The organism is Microlunatus parietis (genome assembly GCF_013407955.1).
In the GTDB taxonomy this organism is placed as follows: Bacteria; Actinomycetota; Actinomycetes; order Propionibacteriales; family Propionibacteriaceae; genus Microlunatus; species Microlunatus parietis.
In genome coordinates, this window is record NZ_JACCBU010000001.1 from 6,311,947 (window position 1) to 6,337,762 (window position 25,816).

The 25,816-nt window shown below is 70.5% G+C and carries 23 protein-coding genes; 16 read left to right on the forward strand and 7 right to left on the reverse strand.

Annotated elements, in window-relative coordinates; all coding sequences use genetic code 11:
- Window positions 1-19 precede the first annotated feature (19 nt).
- Window positions 20-787: an aminoglycoside 6-adenylyltransferase gene (locus BKA15_RS30435; RefSeq protein ID WP_179757404.1), complete on the forward strand. Its 768-nt coding sequence runs from the start codon at window positions 20-22 to the stop codon at window positions 785-787.
- Window positions 788-993: 206 nt separating this feature from the next.
- Window positions 994-1,797 (forward strand): VOC family protein, encoded by an 804-nt coding sequence (locus BKA15_RS37090; protein WP_179757406.1) that lies wholly within the window; start codon window positions 994-996, stop codon window positions 1,795-1,797.
- Here BKA15_RS37090 and BKA15_RS30445 read toward each other — a convergent pair whose 3' ends face one another.
- The gene (locus BKA15_RS30445) at window positions 1,798-3,039 is read right to left on the reverse strand and encodes a cytochrome P450 (RefSeq protein ID WP_179757408.1); all 1,242 of its coding nucleotides are present in this window, start codon (window positions 3,037-3,039) and stop codon (window positions 1,798-1,800) included.
- Window positions 3,040-3,083: 44 nt separating this feature from the next.
- Here BKA15_RS30445 and BKA15_RS30450 point away from each other — a divergent pair, with 44 nt between their 5' ends.
- Together BKA15_RS30450 and BKA15_RS30455 are read left to right on the forward strand one after the other, a co-directional pair.
- Window positions 3,084-4,469 (forward strand): class II 3-deoxy-7-phosphoheptulonate synthase, encoded by a 1,386-nt coding sequence (locus BKA15_RS30450; protein WP_179757410.1) that lies wholly within the window; start codon window positions 3,084-3,086, stop codon window positions 4,467-4,469.
- A gap of 11 nt (window positions 4,470-4,480) precedes the next feature.
- Window positions 4,481-5,524: a threonine aldolase family protein gene (locus BKA15_RS30455; RefSeq protein WP_218871645.1), complete on the forward strand. Its 1,044-nt coding sequence runs from the start codon at window positions 4,481-4,483 to the stop codon at window positions 5,522-5,524.
- A gap of 124 nt (window positions 5,525-5,648) precedes the next feature.
- Here the strand turns inward: BKA15_RS30455 and BKA15_RS30460 are convergent, their stop codons facing one another.
- Window positions 5,649-7,229 carry an ABC-F family ATP-binding cassette domain-containing protein gene (locus BKA15_RS30460; protein ID WP_179757412.1) on the reverse strand — a complete coding sequence of 527 codons (1,581 nt, stop codon included), beginning with the start codon at window positions 7,227-7,229 and terminating at the stop codon, window positions 5,649-5,651.
- A gap of 85 nt (window positions 7,230-7,314) precedes the next feature.
- Between BKA15_RS30460 and BKA15_RS30465 the strand changes: the two genes are divergently transcribed.
- From BKA15_RS30465 to BKA15_RS30475, 3 genes are read left to right on the forward strand one after another with little or no spacing between them, the layout of a single operon-like run.
- Entirely contained in the window at window positions 7,315-8,610 is a 1,296-nt protein-coding gene (locus tag BKA15_RS30465) for a sulfatase-like hydrolase/transferase (protein WP_218871646.1), read from the forward strand.
- A 29-nt stretch (window positions 8,611-8,639) separates the two neighbouring features.
- Window positions 8,640-9,284 carry an MBL fold metallo-hydrolase gene (locus tag BKA15_RS30470; RefSeq protein ID WP_179757416.1) on the forward strand — a complete coding sequence of 215 codons (645 nt, stop codon included), beginning with the start codon at window positions 8,640-8,642 and terminating at the stop codon, window positions 9,282-9,284.
- A gap of 13 nt (window positions 9,285-9,297) precedes the next feature.
- Entirely contained in the window at window positions 9,298-9,945 is a 648-nt protein-coding gene (locus tag BKA15_RS30475) for an SDR family oxidoreductase (RefSeq protein ID WP_179757418.1), read from the forward strand.
- Between the two features lie 19 nt (window positions 9,946-9,964).
- Here BKA15_RS30475 and BKA15_RS30480 read toward each other — a convergent pair whose 3' ends face one another.
- Together BKA15_RS30480 and BKA15_RS30485 are read right to left on the reverse strand one after the other, a co-directional pair.
- Window positions 9,965-10,411, reverse strand: a complete 447-nt coding sequence (locus tag BKA15_RS30480) for a hypothetical protein (RefSeq protein ID WP_179757420.1) — start codon at window positions 10,409-10,411, stop codon at window positions 9,965-9,967.
- A gap of 69 nt (window positions 10,412-10,480) precedes the next feature.
- Window positions 10,481-11,788 (reverse strand): hypothetical protein, encoded by a 1,308-nt coding sequence (locus tag BKA15_RS30485; protein WP_179757422.1) that lies wholly within the window; start codon window positions 11,786-11,788, stop codon window positions 10,481-10,483.
- 181 nt (window positions 11,789-11,969) lie between these two features.
- Here BKA15_RS30485 and BKA15_RS30490 point away from each other — a divergent pair, with 181 nt between their 5' ends.
- Window positions 11,970-12,776: a hypothetical protein gene (locus tag BKA15_RS30490; protein WP_179757424.1), complete on the forward strand. Its 807-nt coding sequence runs from the start codon at window positions 11,970-11,972 to the stop codon at window positions 12,774-12,776.
- Window positions 12,777-12,783: 7 nt separating this feature from the next.
- Here the strand turns inward: BKA15_RS30490 and BKA15_RS30495 are convergent, their stop codons facing one another.
- Window positions 12,784-13,731 (reverse strand): DMT family transporter, encoded by a 948-nt coding sequence (locus tag BKA15_RS30495; RefSeq protein WP_312879546.1) that lies wholly within the window; start codon window positions 13,729-13,731, stop codon window positions 12,784-12,786.
- Between the two features lie 1,291 nt (window positions 13,732-15,022).
- Entirely contained in the window at window positions 15,023-17,212 is a 2,190-nt protein-coding gene (locus tag BKA15_RS30500; protein ID WP_246323346.1) for a Stk1 family PASTA domain-containing Ser/Thr kinase, read from the reverse strand.
- 292 nt (window positions 17,213-17,504) lie between these two features.
- Here BKA15_RS30500 and BKA15_RS30505 point away from each other — a divergent pair, with 292 nt between their 5' ends.
- The 6 genes from BKA15_RS30505 to BKA15_RS30530 are packed head-to-tail and all read left to right on the forward strand — an operon-like array spanning window position 17,505 to window position 20,732.
- Window positions 17,505-17,948 carry a TIGR03667 family PPOX class F420-dependent oxidoreductase gene (locus tag BKA15_RS30505; RefSeq protein WP_179757428.1) on the forward strand — a complete coding sequence of 148 codons (444 nt, stop codon included), beginning with the start codon at window positions 17,505-17,507 and terminating at the stop codon, window positions 17,946-17,948.
- A 19-nt stretch (window positions 17,949-17,967) separates the two neighbouring features.
- Window positions 17,968-18,702, forward strand: coding sequence for a thiamine phosphate synthase (thiE, locus tag BKA15_RS30510; RefSeq protein ID WP_179757430.1), 735 nt, complete (start codon window positions 17,968-17,970; stop codon window positions 18,700-18,702).
- On the forward strand, window positions 18,699-19,157 hold the full coding sequence (locus BKA15_RS30515; protein ID WP_312879547.1) for a guanyl-specific ribonuclease: 459 nt from the start codon (window positions 18,699-18,701) through the stop codon (window positions 19,155-19,157). Before thiE ends, BKA15_RS30515 begins: the two co-directional genes overlap by 4 nt.
- On the forward strand, window positions 19,154-19,573 hold the full coding sequence (locus BKA15_RS30520; RefSeq protein WP_179757432.1) for a barstar family protein: 420 nt from the start codon (window positions 19,154-19,156) through the stop codon (window positions 19,571-19,573). The genes BKA15_RS30515 and BKA15_RS30520 overlap by 4 nt, the downstream gene beginning before the upstream one ends.
- A gap of 22 nt (window positions 19,574-19,595) precedes the next feature.
- Window positions 19,596-19,958 carry a VOC family protein gene (locus tag BKA15_RS30525; RefSeq protein WP_179757435.1) on the forward strand — a complete coding sequence of 121 codons (363 nt, stop codon included), beginning with the start codon at window positions 19,596-19,598 and terminating at the stop codon, window positions 19,956-19,958.
- Between the two features lie 3 nt (window positions 19,959-19,961).
- Complete coding sequence (locus BKA15_RS30530; protein ID WP_179757437.1) at window positions 19,962-20,732, forward strand: VOC family protein; 771 nt, start codon at window positions 19,962-19,964, stop codon at window positions 20,730-20,732.
- Between the two features lie 9 nt (window positions 20,733-20,741).
- Here the strand turns inward: BKA15_RS30530 and BKA15_RS30535 are convergent, their stop codons facing one another.
- Complete coding sequence (locus BKA15_RS30535) at window positions 20,742-22,280, reverse strand: N-acyl-D-amino-acid deacylase family protein (RefSeq protein ID WP_179757439.1); 1,539 nt, start codon at window positions 22,278-22,280, stop codon at window positions 20,742-20,744.
- A 197-nt stretch (window positions 22,281-22,477) separates the two neighbouring features.
- Between BKA15_RS30535 and BKA15_RS30540 the strand changes: the two genes are divergently transcribed.
- Window positions 22,478-24,328 carry a bifunctional metallophosphatase/5'-nucleotidase gene (locus tag BKA15_RS30540; RefSeq protein ID WP_179757441.1) on the forward strand — a complete coding sequence of 617 codons (1,851 nt, stop codon included), beginning with the start codon at window positions 22,478-22,480 and terminating at the stop codon, window positions 24,326-24,328.
- Window positions 24,325-25,809 (forward strand): NHL domain-containing protein, encoded by a 1,485-nt coding sequence (locus BKA15_RS30545; RefSeq protein ID WP_179757443.1) that lies wholly within the window; start codon window positions 24,325-24,327, stop codon window positions 25,807-25,809. Before BKA15_RS30540 ends, BKA15_RS30545 begins: the two co-directional genes overlap by 4 nt.
- The last annotated feature ends 7 nt before the right edge of the window (window positions 25,810-25,816 follow it).

Sequence of the window (25,816 nt, forward strand, 5' to 3'; positions counted from 1 at the left end):
CCCATGGTTGGCTGAGCCTGTGTCTGACGTAGCTGCTGCCGAGTTCGCGGCACTTTTGGCACGATCGAAGGATGATCCCCGAGTGCTCGGGGTGATTCTCAGTGGGTCTCGGGCTCGTGAGGGCGCCACGACCGCGTATTCGGACTACGACGTGCTCCTGGTCGTCACTGATGAAGCCGATGGGCTTCTCTCCGCCGAGCATCGCCGAGATTCACGGCTCGACGTGTCAACGATGCCGCTGAGGGAGTTCCGTACGCACGCACTGCCCGGCTTCGCCTCGGAGTGGAACCGATACGCGTTCACTCAGTGCAAGGTGATCAAGGACACTGGTGAGGGCCTCATCGCGGCGCTGATCGACGAGAAAGCCCGAATGAGCCCGGCCGAGGTGGCGCGGCGGGCACCGGCGGTTCTCGACGCGTTCCTGAACAGCCTCTATCGGTGTCTGAAGAATGACCGCGACGGAAATGCGGCCGCTGCTCGCCTGGACGGTGCCGAGGCGGTACCGCATTACCTCACCTATCTTTTCGCGCTACACAACCGAGTTCGCCCCTACAACAAGTATCTCGCCTGGGAATTGGAACGCTACCCACTGAGCCAACCGGAATGGGCTCACGAAAGGCTCGTGCCACGCCTCATCCGGGCCGGCTCGGAGGACGCCGCGCGGACCGTTCGATCACTCTTCGTCGAGCTCGAACCGCATGCCCGAGCTGCTGGGCACGGCCCCGTTATCGACGAGTGGGGCGACGATCTGGAGCTCATGCGAGGAACATCCTCGAGCCGACCTTGAGTGGGGCGAGACGCGCCGAGCGGACGCGTTGACCGGCGCATCGGGCCCGAAATCGAGGTCAAGCAGTCCGCTCGGCGATGTGGAGTCCGGGTGCCGGAGCGCCGACAGTCTCGGCCCGATCGACACCGTCGGTTTTTCACGTTGCGTGAAAAACTGTCGCTTTACCAGAGAAGTTTCTCAGGTAGAGCGACAGGAAAGGTGGTGAGGTGGAGCGATCAGGAGACGAGACGGCGCGGATCCGTGCGATCACGTTCGACTGTCCCGACGCTCGGAGCCTCGCCGCGTTCTACTCCGAGATCATGAGCCTGCCGGTGAGGTTCGTCGACACCGCCGAGCGGGTGGAGATCGGTCATGATCATGGCCGGACCCGGCTGGCCTTCGTGACCGTACCTGATCATCGCCGACCGACCTGGCCGGATCCCGCCTACCCACAGCAGGTGCATCTCGACATTCCGGCCTTCGACGACGACCGCGTCAAGGGGAGGGATGACACTGAGCCGGCCTGGTTCTCACCATGGTGGCATGAGCGGGTGCTCGATCTTGGTGCGACGCGCCTTCCCCATCGGGGCGGCGGTTGTCCGGTCTATGCCGATCCGGCGGGGCACCCGTTCTGCCTGTGCGCCGCGCCACGAGCCGGAGATGAGGCCCCAGTCGAACCGCACGCAGTCATCGACTGCTTCGTCTCCGCGCCCGATCTCGCGTCGTTCTACGCCGACCTGCTCGGGCTGCGCGATCGGGTCGAGGAATCGCCCGGTTGGGTGATCATCAGGCGAGCCGACGGCCGGCCGCCGGGCCTGTCCTTTGCCGCGGCCGCCGGGAACGCACCTTGCTGGCAGGACCCCAGGCGGCCGCGCCAGGCGTACCTGGAACTCGAAACCGATGATCATCGAGGGACCGAGGAACTGGCACTGACGCTGGGAGCGACCCGACTCACGTCCCGCCAGACGGGCCTGGACTTCTTCGCGGACCCGGAGGGCCACCCGTTCTCCTTGGCCGCCCCCGGGACGTGATCAGGCTCGGGCGAGGATCGGGTAGCCGACGACGGGGAAGCTGGACAGGCCTCGGATCAGGCTGCCGGGGCGCCGCACGCCGGGTTTGATCATGGCCAGGTTGCCGAACCGCTGGGTGATCTCCTGGATCGCGATCCGGGCCTCGAGCTTGGCCAGCGGTGCTCCGACGCAGTAGTGGATGCCGCTGGAGAAACCGAGATGATCATTGGCGTTGGGCCGATCAAGATCGAATCGGGCCGGCCGGTCGAACACCTTCGGATCCCGGTTGGCGCCGCCGAGGAGGGTCACCACGTATTCGCCCTTGCGGACGATCCGGCCGGCGATCTCGACGTCCTCCATCGCTCCGCGACCGGTCCGTTGCACCGGGGCGTCGTAGCGCAGGGTCTCCTCGATCGCCGCCGCCGCAAGATCAGGATCGGCGGCGACCCGGTGCCAGGCCTCGGGATGCTTGAGCAGGGCCAAGGTTGTGTTGCCGATCAGGTTGACCGTTGTCTCGAAGCCGGCGATCAGCAGCAGGGTGCACAGCGGCACCATCTCCTCGGGCCTCACCTTGTCGCCCTCCGCCGCGACGAGCCGGCTGATCACGTCGTCGCCCGGCTCGGCCCGCTTCAGGTCGAACAGTCGGGTGAAGATCCGCGCCAGCTGCTGCTTGGCCTCCATCAGCTGGCCCACGTGCCGGAGCGACTGGAGTCCGCCGAGGGCACTGCCGAACACGGTTCCGTACCGGGAGAACTCCTCGGCGTCGGCGTCCGGGATGCCGAGCAGCTCGGTGATCACCGCGATTGGCATCGGTGCGGCGAAATCGGCCACCAGGTCGAACGGCCGGCCGGTCGGCAGCCGGTCCAGCAGCCGCCGTACCACCGCCGTGATGGTGCCGTCGAAGCCGGCGATCGCGCGCGGGCCGAACGTCGGCGCCGCGAATCGGCGCAGCCGGGTGTGGTCCGGCGGGTTCATCTCCAGGAAGGACAGCTCTGCGGTGTCGTCGACGACCCGGCCGCCGACGCCGAACCGGCGGTCGCGGAGCACCTGGTCACAGACCGCGTGGTCGGCCGTCGTGAACACCCCGAGCCTGGTCAGGGTCAGCGGGCCTGCCGCCCGGATCCGCTCATAGAGGGGGTACGGGTCGATCCGGCCCTCGTCCAGGTGCAGCAGGGCCAGCGGGTCGCCGCGCAGCCGGCCGTTGATCAGGATCATCGCTCGTTCCCGGAGGAACTCCCGGACAAAGGCCGCCTGTCCTGCCATGGTCGCCGTCCTTCCCGCCGTGCTGGAGCGTCTACAGTAGCTCCGTGTCCGTAACCCTTCCCTCGCTCGACTCACTGCATGCCCTGAAGCCGCTGCAACAGCCGAGTTATCCCGACGCGGAGCAGGTCGCCGAGGTCGTGGCCCGGCTGCGTGCGCTGCCGCCGCTGGTGTTCGCCGGCGAGTGCGACGACCTGCGGGCGAAGCTGGCCAGCGCGGCGGCGGGCGAGGCGTTCCTGCTGCAGGGCGGCGACTGCGCCGAGACGTTCGCCGGGGTCACCGCGGCCAACATCCAGGGCAAGCTGCGCACGCTGCTGTCGATGGCCGTGGTGCTGACGTACGCGGCGCAGGTGCCGATCGTCAAGGTCGGCCGGATGGCCGGGCAGTACACCAAGCCGCGCAGCTCCGACACCGAGACCCGCGACGGCGTCACACTGCCGGCCTACCGCGGCGACTCGGTCAACGGGTTCGCGTTCACACCGGAGTCCCGGATGCACGACCCGCGCCGGCTGCTGGACACCTACAACGCTTCGGCCGCGACGCTGAACCTGACCCGTGCGTTCGTCACCGGCGGGTTCGCGCACCTGCGCAGCGTGCACAGCTGGAACGCCAACTTCGTCAAGACGTCAGCGGCCGGCGTCCGCTACCAGAACCTGGCCGACGAGATCGACCGGGCGCTCGCGTTCATGGTGGCCTGCGGCATCGACGACGAGGAGTTCCGGACCGTCGACTTCTACTCCAGTCACGAGGCCCTGAGCCTGGAGTACGAGCACGCGCTGACCCGGATCGACTCCCGCACCCAGCTGCCGTACGACGTGTCGGGGCATTTCCTCTGGATCGGCGAACGGACCCGGCAGCTGGACGGCGCGCACGTCGAGCTGCTCCGGCACGTCCGCAACCCGCTCGGCGTCAAGCTCGGCCCGACCACGACCGCGGACACCGCGCTGCAGCTGGCCGACCGGCTCGACCCGGAGCAGGAGCCGGGCCGGATCACGTTCATCACCCGGATGGGCGCGGGCAAGATCAGGGACGTCCTGCCCGACGTGGTGGAGAAGGTGACCGCCAGCGGCCGGCTGGTGACCTGGGTCTGCGACCCGATGCACGGCAACACGTTCGAGTCGGCCAACGGCTACAAGACCCGGGCGTTCGCGGACGTGATCGACGAGTTGAACGGCTTCTTCGACGTCCACGAGGAGCTCGGCACCTGGCCCGGCGGTGTGCACGTCGAGCTGACCGGCGACGACGTCACCGAGTGCCTGGGCGGCGGCGACGACTTGGTCGAGGCCGACCTGGCCAACCGGTACGAGACGTTGTGCGACCCGCGGCTGAACCGGAACCAGTCGTTGGAACTGGCGTTCCTGGTCGCCGAGCGGCTGACCACCGGCCGGATCAAGCGACCGAACCCGGTGCAGGCCTTCCAAGCCGACGAGTGATCTGAGCCAGCATGATCGTTGATCTTCGTTCGGACACGGTGACCCGGCCGACCGAGGCGATGCGGCAGGCCATGATCATGGCCGAGGTCGGCGACGACGTGTACGGCGAGGACCCTTCGGTGATTGCGCTGGAGCGGCGGGTCGCCGAGCTGCTCGGACACCAGGCGGGGCTGTTCTGCGCGACGGGGTCGCTGGCCAACCTGCTCGGCGTACGGTTGCTGGTCGAACCGGGCCAGGAGGTCGTCTGCGACGTCGAGGCGCACATCGCCCGGGCCGAGATGGGTGCCCACGGCGCGCTCGGCGGGCTCACCATGCGAACGTTCCCGTCCGACCGGGGCCGGATCGACGTGGCCGAGGTGGCCAAGATCATCTCGCCCTCCGCCGGGCCGTACCTCGTCTCCACCGCGGCCGTGGCGGTGGAGAACACGCACAACTTCGGCGGCGGTACGGTGCAGAGTCTTGATCAACTCCAGGCCGTGTCGGAGCTCTGTCGTGATCATGGTCTCGGACTGCACCTGGACGGCGCCCGGCTGTGGAACGCGCACGTCGCGACCGGCACCCCCTTGATCGACTACGGGCGGCTGTGCGACACCGTGAGCGTCTGCTTCTCCAAGGGACTGGGGGCGCCGGTGGGTTCGGTGCTGGTGGCCGACGCGGACCGGATCGAGCGGGCCCGGGTGCTGCGGAAGCGGCTCGGCGCCGGCTGGCGGCAGGCTGGTGTGCTGGCCGCGGCTGCGCTGCATGCCCTTGATCATCACGTGGACCGGCTCGCGGATGATCATGCGGCGGCGCGGACGTTCGCCGAGGCGGTGGCCGAGAACGTACCGGAAGCGGTGGATCCGGACGCCGTCGAGACCAACATCGTGATCATCGACACCGGCGACAGACCGGCCGGTCCGATCGCCGCCGCGGCCGCGGCCCAGGGCGTCCGGGTCTCCGTGCTCGGTGCCCGGATGCTCCGCGCCGTCACCCACCTCGACGTCGACGCCGCCTCCTGCGCGGCCGCCGGCAAGATCATCGGCACCCTGCTCGCCGTCCCGACCTCTGCGCCCTGAGCCCGGTGTCGCGAGAACTCCTCAACTCGAACGCTGGAAGGCGCTGAAGCGCTTTATCAGTTGAACTGAGGAGAAACGACAGCACCCGGCCGCGCCGTCGACCCACGCGACCGGTGGAGCCGGCTCAGGTCCAGACCGGCTCGGGGGTTTCGAGGACCCGGCCGTCGCGGCCGAACTGGAGGTAGCGGTCGAAGCCGCGGACGAACCAGCGGTCGTGGGTGACCGCGAGTACGGTGCCGTCGAACTCGTCCAGGGCCGCCTGCAGGGCGTCGGCCGAGGCGACGTCGAGATTGTCGGTCGGCTCGTCGAGCAGCAGCATGGTCGCGCCGGACAGTTCGAGCAGCAGGATCTGGAACCGGGCCTGCTGGCCGCCGGACAGGGTGTCGAAGGTCTGCTCGCGGGCGGCGACGAGCTCGTACCGGTTGAGCACCCGGGCCGCCTCCTCGGAGCGCAGCGAGCAGTCGGTCCAGAGGATCTCGAGCAGGGTCCGGCCGGCGAGTTCGGGGTGCTCGTGCGTCTGCGAGAAGTGGCCGGGCAGCACCCGCGCGCCGAGCTTCCAGGTCCCGCTGTTGGCGACCGCGTCCGGCTCCGGCCAGCCGCCAAGCAGTCGCAGGAAGTGGCTCTTGCCGGTTCCGTTGCCGCCCAGCACGGCGACCCGCTCGCCGTAGAACACCTCGAGATCGAACGGTTCGGTCAGGCCGGTCAGTGACAGCCCGGTGCAGGTCAGCGCGCGCACTCCGGTCCGCCCGCCGGGCAGCCGCATCCGCAGGCTCTGCTGGCGCGGCGGTTCCGGCGGCCGAACCGCCTCATGGCGACGGAGCCGGGTCACGGCGGCCTGGACCTTCGGCGACTTGGCCAGCCGCAGCGTCTGGACCAGGTCGGCCAGCCGGGCCCGGTGCTCCTCCCAGCGGCGGCCCAGCTCGGCGTACCGCTCGTGCCGGTCGACCCTCGCCTGGTGATAGGTCGCGAAGCCGCCGCCGTGCGTCCAGGCCGTGTTGCCGGCCGCGCCGCCCTCCAGTGTGACGATCTGATCGGCCGTGTTGGCCAACAGCTCGCGGTCGTGGCTGACGTACAACACGGTCTTGGGGGTCTCGTTGAGCTGCTGCTCGAGCCAGCGCTTGGTCGGCACGTCGAGGTAGTTGTCGGGCTCGTCCAGCACCAGCACCTGGTCGGGGTTGCGCAGCAGCACCCGCAGCACCAGCCGCTTCTGCTCGCCGCCGGACAGGGTGCCCAGCTCGCGATACTTCGCCCGGTCGTACGGGACGCCGAACGCCTCCGTACAGCAGATGTCCCAGAGCACCTCGGCCTGGTAGCCGCCGGCGTCGGACCACTCGGCGAGCGCCGTCGCGTAGCCGAGCTGGGTGGCCTCGTCGTCGCGCTCCATGGCGGCCAGTTCGGCCCGGTCCACCGCGGCCGCGGCGGCTTGGAGTCGCGGCGGGGACACCGACAACAGCAGCTCCCGTACGGTCTCGGTGCCCGACCCGACGAACTGGCGCATCACGCCGAGCCCGCCGCTGGTCGTGACCGCACCCGCATCGGGCTCCAGGTCGCCGGCGATGATCTTGAGCAGGGTCGTCTTGCCGCAGCCGTTCGCCCCGACCAGCGCCACGTTGGCGCCGTCGCCGACCCGAAATCCGACCTCCGCGAGCAGCCGCCGCCCGTCGGGGAGTCGGTAGTCGATCCCTGACACCTCGACGTGGCCCATGCCGGGACAGTCTGGCGCGCCGGGGTGCTCGATGGCGACCTCTTTTCCGTCGCGTACCATCGCATCAAGATCAGGAGGGCGCACCGTGAGCGGACCGAACGTCGTGATCATCTACACCGATGATCTTGGTTGGGGCGACCTCGGTTGTTACGGCAGTATGGACGTTGAGACGCCGCACCTGGACGCGCTGGCCGAGCGCGGCGTCCGGTTCACCCAGTGGTACTCGAACTCCCCGGTCTGCTCGCCGTCCCGGGCGTCGCTGTTGACCGGCCTGCACCCGGCGCACGCGGGCGTCGAGTCGATCTTGGGCGTGGCGCGGACGGTGACCGGGTTGCCGGACCAGCCGACGCTGGCGTCCCGGCTCGGCGAACTCGGCTACGAGACGGCGATCTTCGGCAAGTGGCACCTCGGCGTCGAACCAGGTTCGGCACCGCACCGGCGCGGGTTCGGCCGGCACTTCGGTTTCCGGGCGGGCTGCGTCGACTACTACTCGCACATCATGTACTGGGGCCATCGGCACCCGCTGCACGATCTCTGGGAGGACGATACCGAGGTCTGGCGCAACGGCGAGTACCTGACCGACGTGATCACCGACGAGGCGGTCGGCTTCCTCGAAGCGGTCCGGGATCCCTTCTTCTGTTACGTCTCCTACAACGCGCCGCACTATCCGATGCACGCACCGGCGGACGCGATGGCCCGGTTCGCCCACCTGCCCTGGGAACGGCAGGTGATGGCGGCCATGATCAGCCGGGTCGACGACGGGGTCGGCCGGATCGTCAAGGCGCTGCGACGGACCGGGCGGCTGGACGACACGATCATCGTCTTCTCGTCCGACAACGGGCCGTCCGCGGAGGAGCGGAACTGGCTCGGCGGTGAGGAGATCGCCTATCCGGGCGGGTCGGCCGGCGGGCTGCGCGGGCACAAGGGATCCCTGTTCGAGGGCGGGATCCGGGTGCCGGGGATCTGGTCGTGGCCGGGCGGCCTGCCGCAGGGCGTGGTGTGCGACGAGCCGGCGATCATGATGGACGTGCTGCCGACCGTGCTCGCCGCGGCCGGCCACCCGGTCGACGACGCGGACGGAGTTGATCTTGGTCCGCTGCTGCGGGACGGTCGGGCGGGGGAGCGGACCCTGTGCTGGGCGTACGAGAGCCAGCTGGCGGTCCGGCGCGGGCGCTGGAAGCTGGTGATCGACCCGAGCGAACGGCTCGGCACGCCGTCGGTGCCGGGGCGGCTGGTGTTCGATCTCGAGACAGATCCGGCCGAGCGCGAGGACCGGTCCGACGATCAGCCGGAGCTGCTGGCCGAGCTGCTGGCCGCGGCCGAGGCCTGGTCGGCCGACCTTGATCGCTGGCGTACGCGAGCCGCCGCCCCGACCGGCTGAATCGGTCCGGGTGGCGTACCGTGGCGATCATGAAGATCAGTCACCTTGGGCACGCGGCCGTCCTGGTCGAGACCGAACGGACCCGGATCCTGATCGACCCGGGCAACTTCGAGCCGGCCTGGCACGGCCTGACCGATCTGGACGCGGTGCTGGTCACCCACGTCCATCCCGATCACCTCGATCCGGCCGCGGCGGCGGACCTGCTGGCGGCGAACCCGGGCGCGGCCGTGCACGTCGAGCCGTCGATCACCGAGGCCGCGCTGCCCTTCGCCGACCGGCTGACGGCGGCGCCGGTCGGCACGACCCTGACGATCGGTGACGTGACGGTGGAGACGGTCGGCGGGCAGCACGCCGAGATCCACCGGGACATCCCGCGGATCGGCAACATCGGCCTGGTGCTGCGGGCCGAGGGCGAGCCGACCCTGTTCCATCCCGGCGACTCGTACGCGACGGCGCCGGAAGGGATCGACGTGCTGGCGATGCCGGCCTACGGGCCATGGGCGGCGATGAAGGAGACCGTCGACTTCGTCCGCGCGGTCGGCGCGGCGCAGGCGTTCCCGATCCACGACGAGTTGCTCAACGACCGGGGCCGCGGGCTGGTCGCGGGCCGGATCGCCGAGATGACCGAGACCGCGGTCACCGATCTTCGGGATCATCAGCCACACACGTTCTGAGCGGGAGGAAACCATGCGGATCGTCATCGCCGGCGGGCACGGCAAGATCGCCCTGATCATGATCGAAAGGCTCGCCGCGGCGGGTCACGAGGCGATCGGGATCATCCGCAAATCGGAGCAGTCCGCCGACCTGGTCGCGCTCGGCGGCATTCCGTTGGTGCTCGACCTGGAGGCGATCGGCCCGGACGAACTGGGCCGGGACCTCGCCGGCGCTGATGCGGTGGTGTTCGCGGCCGGCGCCGGGCCGGGCAGCGGTGCGGCCCGCAAGCTGACGGTCGACCGGGACGGGGCGATCCTGCTCGCCGAGGCGGCCGAACGGGCCGGCATCCGCCGGTACGTGATGATCTCGGCGCACCGTACCGACGACTTCGATGCGGAGTCCGACGACGTCTTCCAGATCTACCTGAAGGCCAAGAGCGAGGCCGACGCGGACCTGCGCGGCCGGGACCTGGACTGGACGATCGTCCGGCCCGGCGGGCTGACCGACGAGCCGGGCTCCGGCCTGGTCACGCTGGCCGAGCAAACCGAGCGCGGCCAGGTGCCGCGTGCCGACGTCGCGGCCGTGATCACCGAGTTGTTGATCACGGGCCACGGCGTCCGGCGTCAGCTGGAGTTGATCACCGGGCCGACGCCGGTCGCCGAGGCCGTCGCTGCGATCTGATCAGGCGAAGCCGCCTGGATCAGGCGATGGCCTTCGTGCAATCCCCGGAGGCCTTGGAGAACGCGGACGCGTCGCTCGCATCCATCTTGGTCGGCTCGCCGTCCTTGAACGCGATCATGGTCTTGGGCTTGGCCGTGTCGTACATCGCGTCGACGATGCAGGTGGCGAGCTTCTCCGCCTTGTCCTTCGGCAGACCGTTCGACTCCCAGTACTTCGCAAAGCCGGTCACGGTCTCCGCCTTGGCCGGCTTGGCGCCGCCGCTGTCCCCGCTGTCCTCGCTCGGGGCGCTGCTTTCGCTGGGCGCACTGCTTTCGTTGGGCGCGGAGCTGCTCGCCGGGGCCTGGCTGGACGGCTGTGCCGCCGGCGGCTGGCCGGTCTCGGCGGCGCCGGAGCCGCCACAGCCGGACAGCAGCAGCGCGGACGCCGCCACGGCGCCGGCCAGGGTGATCGACAGCTTGCGGATCATGGATTCTCCTTGCTCGTCTGGTCGTCGGGACCGCGACGGCGACTCCGGCGGGCGATCCGAGGCGCGAGACTAGCGAAGCATCGGGTCAGCCGCGGCATCAGGTCCGGCCGGGGGAGCGGGCACCGGCGGCGCGGCTCCGAGATCATCCCAGACGAACTCCGGGATCCGGCCCAGGAACGAGGTCATCAGGTCGGCCAGCCGGGACACCGCGGTCGGATCATGCACCCCGGGGTAGGTGATCAACATCCCGCGGGTCATGATCAACTGCGGCGGCTTGGCCCAGATCAGGAATTCCATCATCCGCGGGTGCACCACGTCGTGGGCGAACTTCGGATGATCACTGGTCACGTCGAACAGGTCGTTGAACGCCGAGCTCTCGAAGTCGATCGAGCCGCTCCCGAACAGTCCGCTGAACGCGCCGTCGGAGGCGATCGTCAGCGACGGGGTGTGCACCGGCAGGTTCAGCGCCATGATCGGCTGCTGGTGCGACCGGGTGTACCTCTCGGTCCGGGTGCCGCCCTTGCCGTCGGAGACCGTACGGGTGTGGGTGGTCTTCCAGTGGTAGACGAAGGCGACCAGCGGCACCGTGCCGCGGGCGGTGCCGACGATCACGTTCGACGTGCTCCAGCCGTGGCCCTGGCCGAACGGGCGCAGCCCCTGGAACCGGTCGATCAGCGAATTGTCGGTGCCGACCAGGGTCCAGTCGGTGCCGTGGAAGCCGAGCCGGGGCGGCTTGGGCACGATCCGGTACGGGGCGAGGGCGGCCGGGTCGAAGGTGGCGGCGACCGCGTCCAGCCGGTCCAGGTAACCGCGCAGTTCGTCCGGGTCCTTCGGCGCGCCGCTGGAGACCAGGTTGTCGCCGTCGACGCTGAGATCGATCGGCTGCGGTTCCGCGCCCGGCGGCCGGCCCAGCCGATCGACGGCCTGGACCAGGCCGGGCGTGACCACCGCGCGGGCGTAGCCGGGGTCGGCACCGAGCACCTGGAACGGGACGCCCGGCCCGAGGTCGATCGGCGGCTCGGTGACGCCGGCCCGCGGCCCGCTTGCGGTCAGGTAGAGCTCGGGCAACGGCATCGGCAGCTTGACCAGGGCCAGCCGTCGCTCGCCCGTACCTCCATAGCTGTAGTCGAACACCGCGAACGGCCGGCCGGACGCGGTGCGCCCGGTGATCAACTCGTCGGTCCGGCGGTCGAAGCCGAGGTCGAACGGCGGATTGGCCAGCGGCAGCACCGGCGCCAGCGAGGGCGACGACTCGAAGGTCCAGCCGAGTTCGCGGACCCGGCCCTTCCAGCGCTGCCGACGGACGATGAACACGGTCGCGATCGCGACGCCGATCACCAGCAGCACGGTCAGGACGATCAGCAACGGTTCGTTCATCGGGAGGCCTGTTCGGTCGGAAACACCGCTGTGACGATAGCGAATGCGCCGGCCGGCCTGCGCGCGGCGATCCCGCTTGGACGATCTTGACCGGATTGGTGGCGGGCCCATCGACCTCGGCAGGGGTCACGTCATGATGCTTCTAGTGTCGTCCCACCACTCGACTGACGGGAGTCCGATCATGAGCAGCAGGGTGAGCAGGCGCAGGGCACTTGCGATCGGGGGCGGCGCGCTCGCCGGCACCGTCGCGGGCACGAGTACGGCCTCGGCGGCGACCGACTGGTACCGGCTGCCGGTGATCACGGCGAACATCGGCCGGAACAACCTCGCCGCCCGGGACGCGGCCTTCGATGCGGTACGCAACGCCGACGGCACGAACCGGCCGCTGGTCTGCTTCCAGGAGATCAGCGAGGGCGACAGCGGCGAAGAGGCCATGATCGACCACTACTTCGGACCGCTCTACACCAAGGCTTTCCTGCGCGACGCCAGGGCGTTCCGGGTCCCGATCTGCGTCGGCCGGCCGTGGGTCGTCGTGTCCCAGCAGGCCTATTTCGCACACCGCGGCGTCTCCGGGTGGTCCCCGGAACGCTGGCTCACCGAGGTCATCGTCCGGCACCAGGACCATGTGAACCTCGAGTTCGCGGTGCTCAACACCCATTACATCGCGAACGCGTTCAACGGCGACCAGCGCACGGACCTCCAGGACGAGTGGTGGCTGATGCGGGACGTCCACCGGGCCCGGTCCCGCTTCCACCACGAGGCGAATCGGCTGGTGATCTGGGGCGCCGACACGAACCGCCGGGACTTCGGCACGGCGTCGGACCTGTCGGCGGAACAGAAGGCGTTCGGTACGGGGATCGACCGGCTGCACTGGTTGCCCGGCAGGAACGGGAACGTTCAGATCACCCTGAACGCCACCAAGATCATCGACATGAACGTCGACTCGCACAACGCGCGGCTGGCGATCTTCCACGTCCGCGCCGTCTGAGGGCGGTTCAGGTCCGTTCGGTCACGGCCGGCTCCGCCTCGGTCCGCGGAGTCGTGCCGCGACGGCGCAGGCGGGGTGCGAGTTCGGTCAGGTACATCGCCGCGACGATGGCGAAGCCGCCGGCCAGCATCCGCCAGGTGATCGACTCGCCGCCCAAGGCGACCGCGAACCCGGCGGCCCAGATCGGCTCGCCGGCCATGATCACCGCGGCCCGGGTCGGCTCGATCCGGGCCTGCGCCCAGGTCTGCAGCAGCATCGTCAGCGAACCGGCCACCACGGCGATGTAGAGAACGATCGCCCAGTCGGTGCCGGTGGCCGGCAGCTGGATGCCGCCGGGCAGCGCGAAGCTCGTGCAGAGGACGGTGATCACCACCAACTGGACCGCGGTCAGCCCAAGCGCGTCGCCGGGCTTGCTGAGCCGGCTCAGCGCGAGGATGTGACCCGCGTAGACGACGGCGGAGGCGAGCGTGAGCAGCTCCCCGTACCCGACCGGACCGAGTCCATTCGCAGTGGCGTTGAGGGACAGGATGCCGAGCCCGGCCGTCGCCAGCCCGACCGCGACCCAGGTCAGCGGGCTGATCCGGGTACGCAGGATCAGTGCGCCGAGCAGCGGCGTCGCGACCACGTAGAGCCCGGTGATGAAGCCGGACACACTGGCCGCCGTATGCGCCAGCCCGAACGTCTGCAGCAGTTGGGCGCCGCCGTAGAGCAGACCGAGCAGGGCGCCGTCCCGCAGGATGCGGCGATCCACCCGGAGCCCGTTCGGCCGGCCGATCGTCGGCGCGGCCAGCAAGATCAGCGCGAGCGCGGCGATCCCGAACCGAACGGCGAGCAGATCCGGCACCGGGATCCGGGTGACGATGTCGCCGATCATGAAGAACGTCGAACCCCAAGCCGCCGTCATCGCGATCAGGGCGACGAACGCGAGCGTCGTCCCTCGTCCGCCCCGCTTCACCTGGACAGCCTAAGGTCCCGACCCGACTCGGCCAGCACGTCCCGGTGCCGCCGCGGAGGCATTCGCGACTGCCTCGCACCGCGATCGGAGGGCGAGTGACGGCTGCGAGGAACGGTCGCGAGCACGAACGAGGAGCCTCCGGCGCCGCGCCCAGTCTGTCGAGAGGCGGCTCAGCCGATCTTCGGCTCACCAGCGGCCGCGATCGCTCGCCCCGTCCGGGTTGCTCGTCGTGTCTGGGGTTGCTTGTCGTGTCTGGGGTTGCTCGTCCGGTCCGCGGCCGTTCGCCCCGGCCGCGTTCTGTGCCACCGTTCGGTGGCGAGCAGCGGGTCCGGGATTCCAAGCGGAACGCCTCGGGCGCTCGATCGGCGGCGCTGCCGCTCGTCGGATCTCCGGCATCCGCGACCGCAGCATCCGTCGTGGCCGCGCGGGCTTCACCCACTCCGGACGAGTGACACAAATCTGCAACGCAACGCCGTGCGTAACCGATTTCTCGGCTTCCGCGACAGGTTGCAAGCCAGATTCGTGTCACTCGCGCTCCCGGCCGGAGCGCGAGCGTGCTGGTGGCTGATCGCCGTCCGGAATCGGGCAGCCTTGTCGCGGATGCGCCTCGCTGTGGGCGCAACCTGCGGGATTCGGCCCGAACCGGCCAGAGCGGGGGACGTTCGCGACACCGACGGCGCGCCCGGCAGCCTGGTTCGGTCGCGCAGGCTCGGCCCATGCTGTCGGCGCCGCCGCATCGCCAGCCATCCCCGGTATCGCCCAGCCATCTCCGGCGCTGCCGCATCGCCGGCCATCCCCGGTATCGCCGGCCATCCCCGGTATCGCCAGCCATCCCGGCGCCGCTTACCCGCCCAGCCATCCCCGGCGCCGCTGTACGGCCAACCATCCCCGGCGCCGCTTTACCCGCCCAGCCATCCTCGGCTGCCGTGCCGTCATCCATCCCGGGCCGGCGCTACCGCCAACCATCCCGAGGCCCGCTCGTACCGCCAACCATCCCGGCGCCGCCGCACCGCTAACCTGCGCCACGCTCCGCCAACCACTCTCCGGCGCTGGCGCACCGGCACCACACCACGGCGCTGGCGCACCAACCTGCGCAGCCGCGCCGCCAACGTGCGCAGCCGCGCCGCCAACCTGCGCAGCCGCGCCGCCCAACTACCCGGGCACCGCCGCACCGCCAACCCGCGCCGCCGCACCGCTCAACTGCCCTCGGCCCCGCGCCACCCCCGCCGACCAGTCACTTCCGCAGCGACACGCCGCCAGAACGCCTGCTTTTCTGACCGGTCGGCGGGTTTTAGATCAGGTACAGGGTGATCGTGGATCCCTTGGGTGCCTTGCTGCGTTCCTTCGGGTCGGTGTAGGCGACGTAGCCAAGGTTAAGGAAGTTGATCGGAGCGGGCTTGACGACTACCTCGAACCCCGCATCTCGCATGATTTGGCGGGCCTGGTCTTCGGGCAGCCTCACCACGTTGGGCACGGTGACCAGGATCGGGCCGAGGGACTTGGTCAGGGTGATCGAATCGCCCTTGTGGCCGCTGCCGGAATCGGGCGACTGCTTGATCACCAAGCCCTCGGCGACCGTGTCGGAGTGCTCGGAGACGATCTTGACCTTGAACCCGTCGTCCGACAGTTCCCGCTCGGCCTTCTTCGCCGAATCACCCGTGAAGTTCTCGATCTTGATCGGCTTCGGGCCCTTCGACACGACGAGGTCGATCGGGGTCTGCTTCTTCAGTGCGGCGCCCTTCTTCTCGGACGCCTCGAGGACGATGCCGACGTCGGCCTTCTCGTCCCAGCGGCCCGCCACCTCGCCGATCGCCAGGTTGGCCTCGATCAGCGCCATCCGGGCCTTCTCCTCGCTCAGCCCGATGATCTTCGGCATCGCATACCGCTCCGGACCGCGGGACAGCAGGACGGTCAGCTCGCTGCCGTCGAGGATCCGGCTGCCCTTCTCCGGGTCGGTCGAGACCACCTGCCCTTTCGGTACGTCCTCGGAGTAGGTCTCGCCGAATGCGGCGGCCAGCCCGGCGTTCTGGACGGCCCGGGTGGCCTGGTCCTTGGTCATCCGGGTCAGGTCCGGGGCGGTGGTGAACCGGCCCTCGACCAGGTACCAAGCGGTCACCGCGACGCCCGTGGTGAGGGCCAGCACGAGCAGCAGGATCACGATGCCGCGCCGGCGCCGTCGGGCGGCCCGGCGCTGCTGGGCCAGCGCGGACGGACCCGGTCCGCCCGTGGTCCGGGTCGTCTCCTGGACCGCCGGCTGTGGCAGCGTCGGCGGGCCGGCGTCGAACACCGACGGCGTGCGCGGCGTCCGGGCCCGGCGATACTCCGGGCTGGCCGGCGACCGGACCGGACGGACCGGCTGGTCGTTCAGTACGGCCGGGGAGACCAGCGTCGGCGGAGCCGGGCTCGGCGAGACCGGGGTCGCCGGCGGCACCTCGACGAATTCGATCGACGGGGCGAACCCCGCCGGGCCGGCGGCCGGTGCCGCTCCGGGCACCAGGTCACCGAGGTTGTGGATCGGCTGGGTCAGCTCGTTGCCGGGAACGGCCTGGATGCCGCCCGGATTGCTGGGCAGCGCCAGGTCGGCGGTCAGCTGCGGGTCGTCCGGCAGCCCGTCCCGCAGCGCCCCCTGGACCCGGTGGATGTGGGCCAGCAGCACCCGCGCATCGTGCGGCCGGAACTCCGGTCGGCGCGCCGACATCCGGGCCACCAGGGCGTCCAGGTAGGGCGGGATCGGCGCGACGGTCCGGTAGCCGGACGGCGCCGGGACGTCGTTGTGGACGTGGGCGTACGCGACCTGGATCGGCGTCTCGCCGGTGTGCGGCTTGCGGCCGGTGAGCAGCTCGAACAGGACCACGCCGAGGCTGTAGACGTCCGAGCGGGCGTCGGCCTTGCCGGTCACCACGAGCTCCGGCGGGAGGTAGGAGACCGTACCGATCAGAACGCCCTGGGTGGCGGTCGAGGTCTGCGAGGTGATCGCCTTCGCCAGCCCGAAGTCGGCCACCTTGATCTGGCCCTGGTCGGAGATCAGTACGTTCTCCGGCTTGATGTCGCGGTGCACCAGGCCCGCGTCGTGGGCGGCGGCGACGGCCCGGACCACCGGCTCGATCAGGTCGAGCGCCCGCAGCGGCGGCATCGCACCGTCGCGGCCGATCACGTCGCGCAGGGTCTGGCCCTCGACGTACTCCATCACGATGTACGGGCGCCGGCCCTGACCGCCGATGTCGTCGGCGCCCTGGTCGAACACCGCGACCACCTGCGGATGGGACAGCCGGGCCGCGGCGCGGGCCTCCCGGTCGAACTTCCGGGCGAACTCCGCGTCGTCACCGAGGCCGACGTGCATCACCTTCACGGCGACGGTCCGGGTCAGCCGGGCGTCGACGGCTTCGTACACGGTGGCCATGCCACCGCGGGCGAGTCGACGGGTGATCCGGTAGCGCCCGTCGAGCACGAGACCCACCAAGGGGTCGCTGATGCTCGTCATGGTCACGCTTGCTCCAAACACGGTGGGGAAGTGGCCGTGTTGGCCTGCACCGGAGTCTAGAAGGGGTCGGGTCGAATGAAGCTCCGGCACGCCGCTTCCGTACCGAATCGCTCCGTCACCTTGTCCACCGTGCGGTTCCCCCGAACCCAAGACCGTCCTCCGACCTCATTGTTGCTGTCAAGCACGAGCCAGTCTGCCGAGTGCCGCAAACGGGTGTCGAATGTCGGTACGAATCCGTGCCGGCCCGCCGACTCGGAGGACGGTGTCAGTGGTCCGGTCTAACGTCTCCGTCGTGACGAAGACGAGTGCCCTGGACAGTGGGGTCGACCTGGATCCGGAGCGGCTGGAGCGCGTCCGGGGGCGGCTGGCGAGCAACCTGATCGCCTGGCTGACCACCGTGGACCGGCGCGGCCAACCGCACAGTGTCCCGGTCTGGTTCCTGCACCGCGACGACGGGACCGTCCTCGTCTACACCCGGCCTGGGAAGCACAAGCTGGCCGCCCTCGAGCAGAACCCGAGGGTGAGCCTGGTCCTCGACGTGACCGACATCGGCCGGGACGTGATCCGGATCGAGGGGAAGGCCCGGATCGACCCCGCCGTGCCGCCGGCCGACCAGGTGCCGGCGTTCACGGTGAAGTACGCGGAGCGGATCGGGGCCCTGTTCGACTCCGCCGCCGAGTTCGCCGCAATGTTCTCGGTGCCGATCGTCATCGTGCCGGAGCGGCTTATGGGATGAAAGACACTAATCTGACCGGATGACCGCTCTGCTGGGCCTCGGCGCCCGATTGCGACTGGCCCGGTTGTATCTGTGTACGGACGCGCGCACTCGGTCCGGCGACCTGGCCGAATTCCTGGCCGCGGCGCTGCGCGGCGGAGTCGACATCGTGCAGTTGTGGCAGCCGGGCCTGGATCCGGACCAGGAGCTGGCCGCGCTGGAGACCTGTCGTGCCGCCGCGAGGATGCACCAGGCGCTGGTGGTGGCGCACGGTTCGGCCGACCTGGCCGCCCGGTTCGACGGTGACCTGCTGCACCTCGGCCCGGACGACGGGGCGAGCCGGGTCGCGCGCCGCAAGCTGCACCGGTACGCCCTGCTCGGCCGGACCGCGCACACGCCGCAGGCGCTCGATGCCACGGTCGCCGACGAGGACGTGGATTACGTCAGCGTCGGGCCCGTGTACGCGACGCCGACCGTGCCGGACCAGCCGGCGGTGGGGCTCGACCTGGTCCGCTATGCCGCGCGATTGGCGCCGGTCGCCGAGCCGGACAGCAAGCCCTGGTTCGCGATCGGCGGGATCGGGCCGGACACGATAGACGAGGTCATCGAGGCCGGCGCCCGGCGGGTCGCCGTGGTGCGCGCGATCACCGAAGCCGACGACCCGGAGGCGGCGGCGCGGCGGTTGTCGGAGCGACTGCGGCAGGCCTGGCGCGACGACCCGGCCATGGAGGCATACACGATCGCCGCCGCGGCCTGGTCGGGGCCGGACCGGTGACGCTCGCCGGCCGGTCTGGGCTGGTCGGGGCCGGATTGGTGACGCTGGGCGGTCGAGCGGGGCTGACCGGGGTGATCGTCGGGCTGCTGGTTGCCGTCGCATTGCTGGTCGGCTGCTCCGTCGGTACGGTGACCGAGCCGGAGGCGGGTCCGGGGGCCCGCGACCCGGAGTCCGGGCTGGTCGTCGTCGAGCTTGATCAACTTCCGCCCGAGGCGGCTCGGACGCTCGAGTTGATCAAGGCGGGCGGTCCGTTCCCGTACCGGAAGGACGGGTCGACGTTCGGCAACCGGGAGGGTCTGCTGCCGGACCGGCCGCGCGGCTACTATCGCGAATACACGGTGCCGACACCGGGCGAGGACGATCGCGGCGCGCGCCGGATCGTCACCGGCGACCGGGACCGGATCTTCTACTACACCGGTGATCACTACACGTCGTTCTCGAGGATCCGATCATGATCGATGACCTGGCGGGATTGCTGGACGGCGGCCGGCGGCCGGGGGTGTATCGCGCTGGACCGGGCGAGTTCGCGTTGTCGGAGCGGACCGCGGCGGCGGGTTGGCAGGTGGCCGAGGTCGGCGCGTTCGACGACCTGGAGGGCTTCTACGACCAGGTCGCCGATGCGCTCGGGCTGCCGCGCTACTTCGGCCGCAACCTGGACGCCCTCTGGGACTGCCTGACCGACCTGATCGAGCCGACGGCGCTGATCATCGCCGACTGGAGCCGGTTCGCGCTGCCCGAACCGCGCGACGCGGCCCGGCTGCTCTCGTTGCTGACCGACCGGACCCGGGAGGGCACGCCGTTCGCGGTCGTGCTGGCCAACCGCGGAGCGCTGGACCTCGAGGATCAGGTTGCGGGCTTGAACCCGACGTAACGTCATGTTCTACGGTGCCTGCATGAACACCGCAACAGTCTTCGGACTCTCCGTGATCATGGAAACCAACGACGACGTCGACCGGGCCGCCACGTTCCTCTCGGCGGTCGGCCTCGCGGTCGAGGGCGAGGACGGGTTCGTCCAGGTGAAGGGCCCGTCGGTCAACTTGTCGATCATGCGCGGCGCGATGATCGACACGCCGCCGCACGGCGGCCTGCTGATCCAACTCCAGGTCGCCGACGTGGACGCCGCGGCCCAAGCGGCCGTCGACCACGGCGGCGAGGTGGGCTGGGGGCCGGGCCGGACCGACTTCGGCACCTACTCCGCCTACGTCCGCGGCCCGGGCGGCCTGACGGTCGAGCTGCTCACGCCGGTCGGCGACTGACGCGTGGCGGAGACCGAGCGACCGTACTGGCGGGTCGGCGAGCTCAGCCAGGCCACCGGCCTGACCGTGCGCACGCTGCACCACTACCACCAGATCGGCCTGCTCGACCCGGCCGCTCGCAGCGCCGGCGGCCATCGGCTGTACGCGCCCGCGGACGTCCGCCGGCTGATGTACATCGTCGTCCTGCGCCGCGCCGGTCTCTCCCTGGCCGCGATCAAGGAGGTGCTGGACCGGGACCGGATCGACGTCGCTGCCCTGATCGACCAGCAGCGCCGCGATCTCGAGTCGGTGCTGATGGACACCGTCGAGTTCGGCCGCCGGCTGCAGGACGCGTCGATCGACGAGCTGTCCCGGGATCCGCGCCGGCTCCGCGAGTTGATCAACTGGGTGACCCCGAATCCGATCGCGTCGCAGCCGGTGGTGCTGCTGGTCTACGCCGACGTCGAGCTGGCGTACCGGACCTTGATCCACATGTTCGGCTTCGGCCCGGGCGTGATCGCCCGCGACGGCGACGGCCACGTCGGTTACGCCGAGGTCACCGGGCCGATGGGCAACATCCGGCTGCACTGGCCGCGCCCCGGCCTCAGCCCGCCCGACCCGGCGCGGGACCCGTCGTCGATGACGACCGTCGAGGTGGCCGACCTCGACGCCCACTACGCGCAGGCCCGGGACGCGGGCGCGAGAATCGTCCGGCCGCTGACCACCCAGCACGGAGCCCGCGAGTACCTCGCTCTTGATCATGAGCACCACCTCTGGTGCTTCCAACAGGCCTGACCGCGGTGATCAGGCCGGCGTCAGCCGCAGGCCGTGCCGGCTGCCGCCCCAGACACCGTCCTTGATCACGACCCGGCCGCGCTGCATCACCCAGCCGATCCCGACCGGCGGCACGTCCGGATCGGAGTAGCTGCCTTCATGATCAACAACGTCCGGGTCGAGGCAGACCAGGTCCGCGACCGCGCCGCGGGCGAGCGTGCCGCGGCCGGGCACGCCGAAGATCGCCGCCGGCAGCGACGTCATCCGGCGGACCGCCTCGGCCAGATCGATGATCTTGCGCCGCCGGACGTACTCGCCGAGGACGCGCGGGAAGGTCCCGTACAGGCGGGGGTGCGGAGTGCCGCCGAGGCCGGGCGGCAGCCCGTCCGACCCGATCGCCGTGTACGGGGAGCGGAGCACGGTCGCCACGTCGTCCTCGCTCATCGTGAACAGGACGGTGGTCACGTGCAGCTCCTCCTCGAGCAGGATCCGGACCACGGTCTGGAGCGGGTCCAGGCCCAGTTCGTCGGCGAGCTCCGGGATCCGGCGGCCCTCGTAGGCGTGGCTGCGGGTGGAGGAGATCATGATCCGGTCGTAATTCGGGTCGGCCTCGGCCCGCAACCGCTCCAGCGCGTCCGGGTCGCGCAACCGGCGCAGCGCCTCTGCCGGCCCGGCGTCGAGCAGCCAGCCGGACAGGCTCGAGGTGAGGCCGGTCGAGGAGGCGATGTAGGGATACTGGTCCTGGGTGACCGGCAACCCGGACGCGCGCGCCGCGTCCAGCCGCTCCAGGGCCGGCTCCACCAGACCCCAGTTGGCCCGGCCGGCCGCTTTGAGGTGGGAGACCTGGACCCGGCAGCCCGCCTCGCGCCCGATCCGGACCGCCTCGTCGATCGCGTCCAGCAGCCCGGCGCTCTCGTTGCGGATGTGGCTGGCGTACACCCGGTCGGCGGGCAGCCGGCGGGCCAGCGCGATCACCTCCGCGGTGTCGGCGTACCGTCCCGGCGGGTAGATCAGCCCGGTGGACAGCCCGAACGCGCCGGCCGCCAGCGCCTCGTCGAGCAGATCGCCCATCGCCGCAAGATCATCTTCGGTCGGTACGGCGGCGGTCGGCCCGATCACCGCCTGGCGCAGGGTGCCGTGGCCGACCAGCGGGCAGACGTTGGTGACGCTGCCCGCGGCGTCGATCGCGGCGAACCACTCGGCGCTGCTGTGCCAGCCGCCCGGCTCGATCCCGAACAGCCGTCCCGGTCCCTGGGCGAACGACGCGTCGTCGCCGGCACGGATCGGCGCCAGCGACGAGCCGCAGTTGCCGACGATCTCGGTCGTCACGCCCTGGCTGATCTTGGACAGGTCGTCCTCGGCCAGCACCGGCGCGTTGTCGGCGTGCGAATGGGCGTCGATGAAACCGGGGCAGACCACCCGCCCGCCGGCGTCGATCACGTCCGCGGCGTCCGGCGGCACGGTGCCCGGCGGTTCGACCGCGGTGATCGACTCGCCCTCGACGATCACCTCGCCCGACCTCGGCTGGGCTCCCGTACCGTCGACGATCAAGGCGTTGATGATCTTCATCCGGCGAGTCTACGAAGCCGCCGCCGCTCTGCGGTTCGCGTCGCCCCGGATTTCGGTGCGGTTCGCCGTCCGTTCCGCCGTCCGTCGGAACGGTCCGAAAATCTTGGACAACCGATTCCCAGCTGCGCAAGTTTGTGTGTAGCTTTCTGACATCTGGCACGAATGCGCATTCGGGGGCCTCACGACGAGCGGAGTTCATGATGGACGCGTGCGATGATCCGGGGCGGTTCAGCCGCCGAGCCGTGCTGGGAGTCGGGGCCGGGATGGTCGCCGCGACCCAGGTCGGGACCCGGGCCTATGCCGACGAGAACGGGCAGGACCAGGCGCCGCCGGACGTCGACAGCGACCGGTACGTCGATGTCCAGCTGCTCAACATCACCGACTTCCACGGCTATCTGTCGCCGACCGACGTCGACGGCGACAACCTGGTCAACGACGGCGGGGTGCCGAAGGTGGTCGGCGGCGCCGCCTACCTGGCCGCGCACCTGAAGCGGCTCCGGGCCGGCCGCCGCAACAGCATCTTCTTCTCCGCCGGCGACAACTTCGCCGGCTGGCCGTTCACGGTCGACGCGCACGCCAACGAGCCGACGATCGAGGTCCTCAATGCGCTCGGCCTGCAGTTCAGCACCGTCGGCAACCACGAGCTCGACCAGCGGTTCCCCGAGTACCTGGTCGATCACATCGAACGGGGCGAGCCGATCGGCGTCCCGGGGCGGGACAGCTCGTTCCCGGATTCCCGCGGCCGGCAGTTCGGCGGCGCCGATTTCTCCTTCTACAGTTCGGATGTCGTGCTCGACGAGACCGGGCTGACCGTGCGCCCGCCGTACAACATCGTCCAGGTCGACGCCGGCAACGGCCGGAAGCTGCCGATCGGCTTCATCCACCTCACCGTCACCAGCACCGCCACCGGTTCCACCTCCTACCAGCCCGGGATGCGCAATCTTGATCATCTCGAGACGGTCAACCGGATCGCCGCCGAGCTGAAGGCGAAGGGCGTCCGGACGATCGTCGTCAACATGCACGAGGGCGGCGCCGCCGGCCGGGACATCAACGCCCTGACCGATCCGACCGGCCCGTGCTTCACCCTGGCCCGTGCCGCGACGCCGGACATCGCCGCGTTCGTCACCGGCCACTGGCACGCCGCGTTCAATGGGATGGTCCCCGGACCCGACGGGGTGCCGCGCCCGGTGGTCGAAGCCGGCTGCCACGGCCAGATGATCAACGAGATCACCCTCAAGCTGGACCGGCGGACCGGTGCCGTGGTGCCGTCCCTGACCACGTCCAAGAACCACGCCAACACCCACGAGATCCCGCCGGATCCCCGGGTCGGCAAGATCGTCAACTACTGGGTCGACCAGGGCGTCCGGCGCTTCCAGACCCCGCTGGCGAAGCAGAGCGCGGATCTGACCCGGGCGCCGTCGCCGCTCGGCGAGAGCGCGATGGGCAACCTGGCCGCCGACGTGCTGCTCTGGGAGGCGCACCGACAGGGCGACGAAGTCGATCTTGCCCTGTTCGCTACCGCGCCGCGCAAGGGCTCGGTCGCATTGGCCGGGGACGGGCTGCTCTACGACGCCGGCCGCAACGCCGCCGACACGGCAGGCCGGATCCTGTTCGGCGAGGCCTGGAAGGCCTTCGGGTACGGCAATCCGGTACTGGGCGTGACGGTGACCGGGGCGGCGATCCTGACCGCGCTGCAAGATCAGTGGAAGGTCAGCGGGGCCGGGGTCTCGACCTCGCCGCTGGCTGTCTCGGCCAACGTGTCGTACGAAGTCGATCTTGCGGCGGCGCCGGGCAGCCGGGTCGACCCGGCCTCGGTCAAGATCAACAACCAGGTGCTGGAGCCGGCGCAGTCCTACCGGGTCGCGGCGCTGGCGTACACCTTGATCGCCGCCGACGGCACCACCGCCCTGGCCGATTTCACCGACGCCGTCCGGCACGAACGCGATCGCGAGGTGTTCATCGCCTACCTCCGGGCACACCCGACGATCGACCCGCCGCCGCTGACCCGGGTCAGACCGGCCGGCGGCACCGGTGAAGGGAGTCGATGATCATGGTCGCGACGATCAGCACCGTCACCGGGTACGGGTTCGACCAGACCGGCTTCGGCGGCCCGGCCGCGAACGTCGACTTGCGCCAGCTGGGCACCAGCTCCCGGATGCTCGGGCACAACCAGGGCATCGCCGTCGATGCCGACGGCCGGATCCTGGTCTCCGCGACCGTGAACAACGTGGTCGGCCGGATCGCCGCGCCGGCCAGTTGGACCGAGCAGCCGCTCGGCGAGGCGCTGACCGCGCCGACCGGCGCCCTGCCGTGGCGGTTCTACTCGCCGTCGGCGGCAGCGGTGGGCGCGTTCGCGGCGACGACGTACCAAGATCAGAGTGCGGTGCACTACGTGGCGACGAACGCCGACCGGCACACCGTGCTCTACCTGCAACCGACGATCATCGCCGGCGCGACCGGGGTGGGCCGGCTGACCGTCGTCGGCAGCGGCACCGTCGTGCTCAACCTGTACAACGGCAGGGTCGAGATCTACAGCCAGACGATCACGCTCAGCGACACGCCGCAGACCTTGATCGCGGAGAAGGTGTTCGCGCCGGGCGCGCTCGATTTCAAGCTGCGCAGCCCGATCGCGCAGGAACGGATCGAGGCGATCGTGTTCGGGGCGTCGATCCAGCAGCGCCAGGTCACCGGGGCCACCGCGCCGATCGCCGGCCGGATGGCCAGGCTGGGCGGCGACGGGGACGGCGGTCCGGCCACCGAAGCCCGGCTCAACGCACCGGCCGGGATCGCGGTCGGCCCGGACGGCACGGTCGTGATCGCGGACTCGTACAACCATCGGATCCGGGCCGTCGACCCGCGCGGCCGGATCAGGACCATCGCCGGGACCGGGGAATCGGGCGACGGCGGCAGCAGCCGGGCGGTGGACTGCCGGCTGGACCACCCCGGCGGGGTTGCGGTCGACGCGCGCGGCACGGTCTACGTCGCCGACACGTACAACCACCGGATCCGGGCCGTGTCGCCGGGCGGCTCGATACGGACCATCGCCGGCACCGGTGAGGCCGGGGCCGACGGCGCCCGCGACCTGGCCACCCGGACCAGGCTCAACCATCCGCAGGGGGTGGCGGTCGACGCGGCCGGGAACGTCTACGTCGCGGACACGTACAACCATCGGATCCTCCGGATTCACCCGCACGGCCGGGTCAGCATCGTCGCCGGGACCGGCACCGCGGGCTTCGGCGGTGACGGCGGCCCGGCCGCGGCGGCGCAGCTGGCCACGCCGCACGACGTGGAGGTCGCCGCCGACGGGACGCTGTACGTGGCCGACACGCTGAACAACCGGATCCGGCGGATCGCCGGCGGCACCATCGCGACCTACTCCGGAGTCGGCACGTACGGCGGCACCGGCCGGGCCGGTGGTCCGGCGAGCGCGGCGCAGTTGGCCCACCCGGTCGGGGTCGCCGCCGATCCGCGGTCCGGCGACCTGTACGTCGTCGAGAGCACCCAGGGCGTGCTCCGGATCCAGCCGTAACCCAGGG

Excerpts from the sequence above, each read along its gene's own strand:
- BKA15_RS30520 (WP_179757432.1), top strand. The coding sequence starts at position 19,154 with ATGATCGATGACCTGGCGGGATTGCTGGACGGCGGCCGGCGGCCGGGG.
- BKA15_RS30535 (WP_179757439.1), bottom strand. The coding sequence starts at position 22,280 with ATGAAGATCATCAACGCCTTGATCGTCGACGGTACGGGAGCCCAGCCG.
- BKA15_RS30540 (WP_179757441.1), top strand. The coding sequence starts at position 22,478 with ATGATGGACGCGTGCGATGATCCGGGGCGGTTCAGCCGCCGAGCCGTG.
- BKA15_RS30445 (WP_179757408.1), bottom strand. The coding sequence starts at position 3,039 with ATGGCAGGACAGGCGGCCTTTGTCCGGGAGTTCCTCCGGGAACGAGCG.
- BKA15_RS30475 (WP_179757418.1), top strand. The coding sequence starts at position 9,298 with ATGCGGATCGTCATCGCCGGCGGGCACGGCAAGATCGCCCTGATCATG.
- BKA15_RS30500 (WP_246323346.1), bottom strand. The coding sequence starts at position 17,212 with ATGACGAGCATCAGCGACCCCTTGGTGGGTCTCGTGCTCGACGGGCGC.
- BKA15_RS30525 (WP_179757435.1), top strand. The coding sequence starts at position 19,596 with ATGAACACCGCAACAGTCTTCGGACTCTCCGTGATCATGGAAACCAAC.
- BKA15_RS30455 (WP_218871645.1), top strand. The coding sequence starts at position 4,481 with ATGATCGTTGATCTTCGTTCGGACACGGTGACCCGGCCGACCGAGGCG.
- BKA15_RS30480 (WP_179757420.1), bottom strand. The coding sequence starts at position 10,411 with ATGATCCGCAAGCTGTCGATCACCCTGGCCGGCGCCGTGGCGGCGTCC.
- BKA15_RS30460 (WP_179757412.1), bottom strand. The coding sequence starts at position 7,229 with ATGGGCCACGTCGAGGTGTCAGGGATCGACTACCGACTCCCCGACGGG.
- BKA15_RS30545 (WP_179757443.1), top strand. The coding sequence starts at position 24,325 with ATGATCATGGTCGCGACGATCAGCACCGTCACCGGGTACGGGTTCGAC.
- BKA15_RS30470 (WP_179757416.1), top strand. The coding sequence starts at position 8,640 with ATGAAGATCAGTCACCTTGGGCACGCGGCCGTCCTGGTCGAGACCGAA.
- thiE (WP_179757430.1), top strand. The coding sequence starts at position 17,968 with ATGACCGCTCTGCTGGGCCTCGGCGCCCGATTGCGACTGGCCCGGTTG.
- BKA15_RS30490 (WP_179757424.1), top strand. The coding sequence starts at position 11,970 with ATGAGCAGCAGGGTGAGCAGGCGCAGGGCACTTGCGATCGGGGGCGGC.
- BKA15_RS30485 (WP_179757422.1), bottom strand. The coding sequence starts at position 11,788 with ATGAACGAACCGTTGCTGATCGTCCTGACCGTGCTGCTGGTGATCGGC.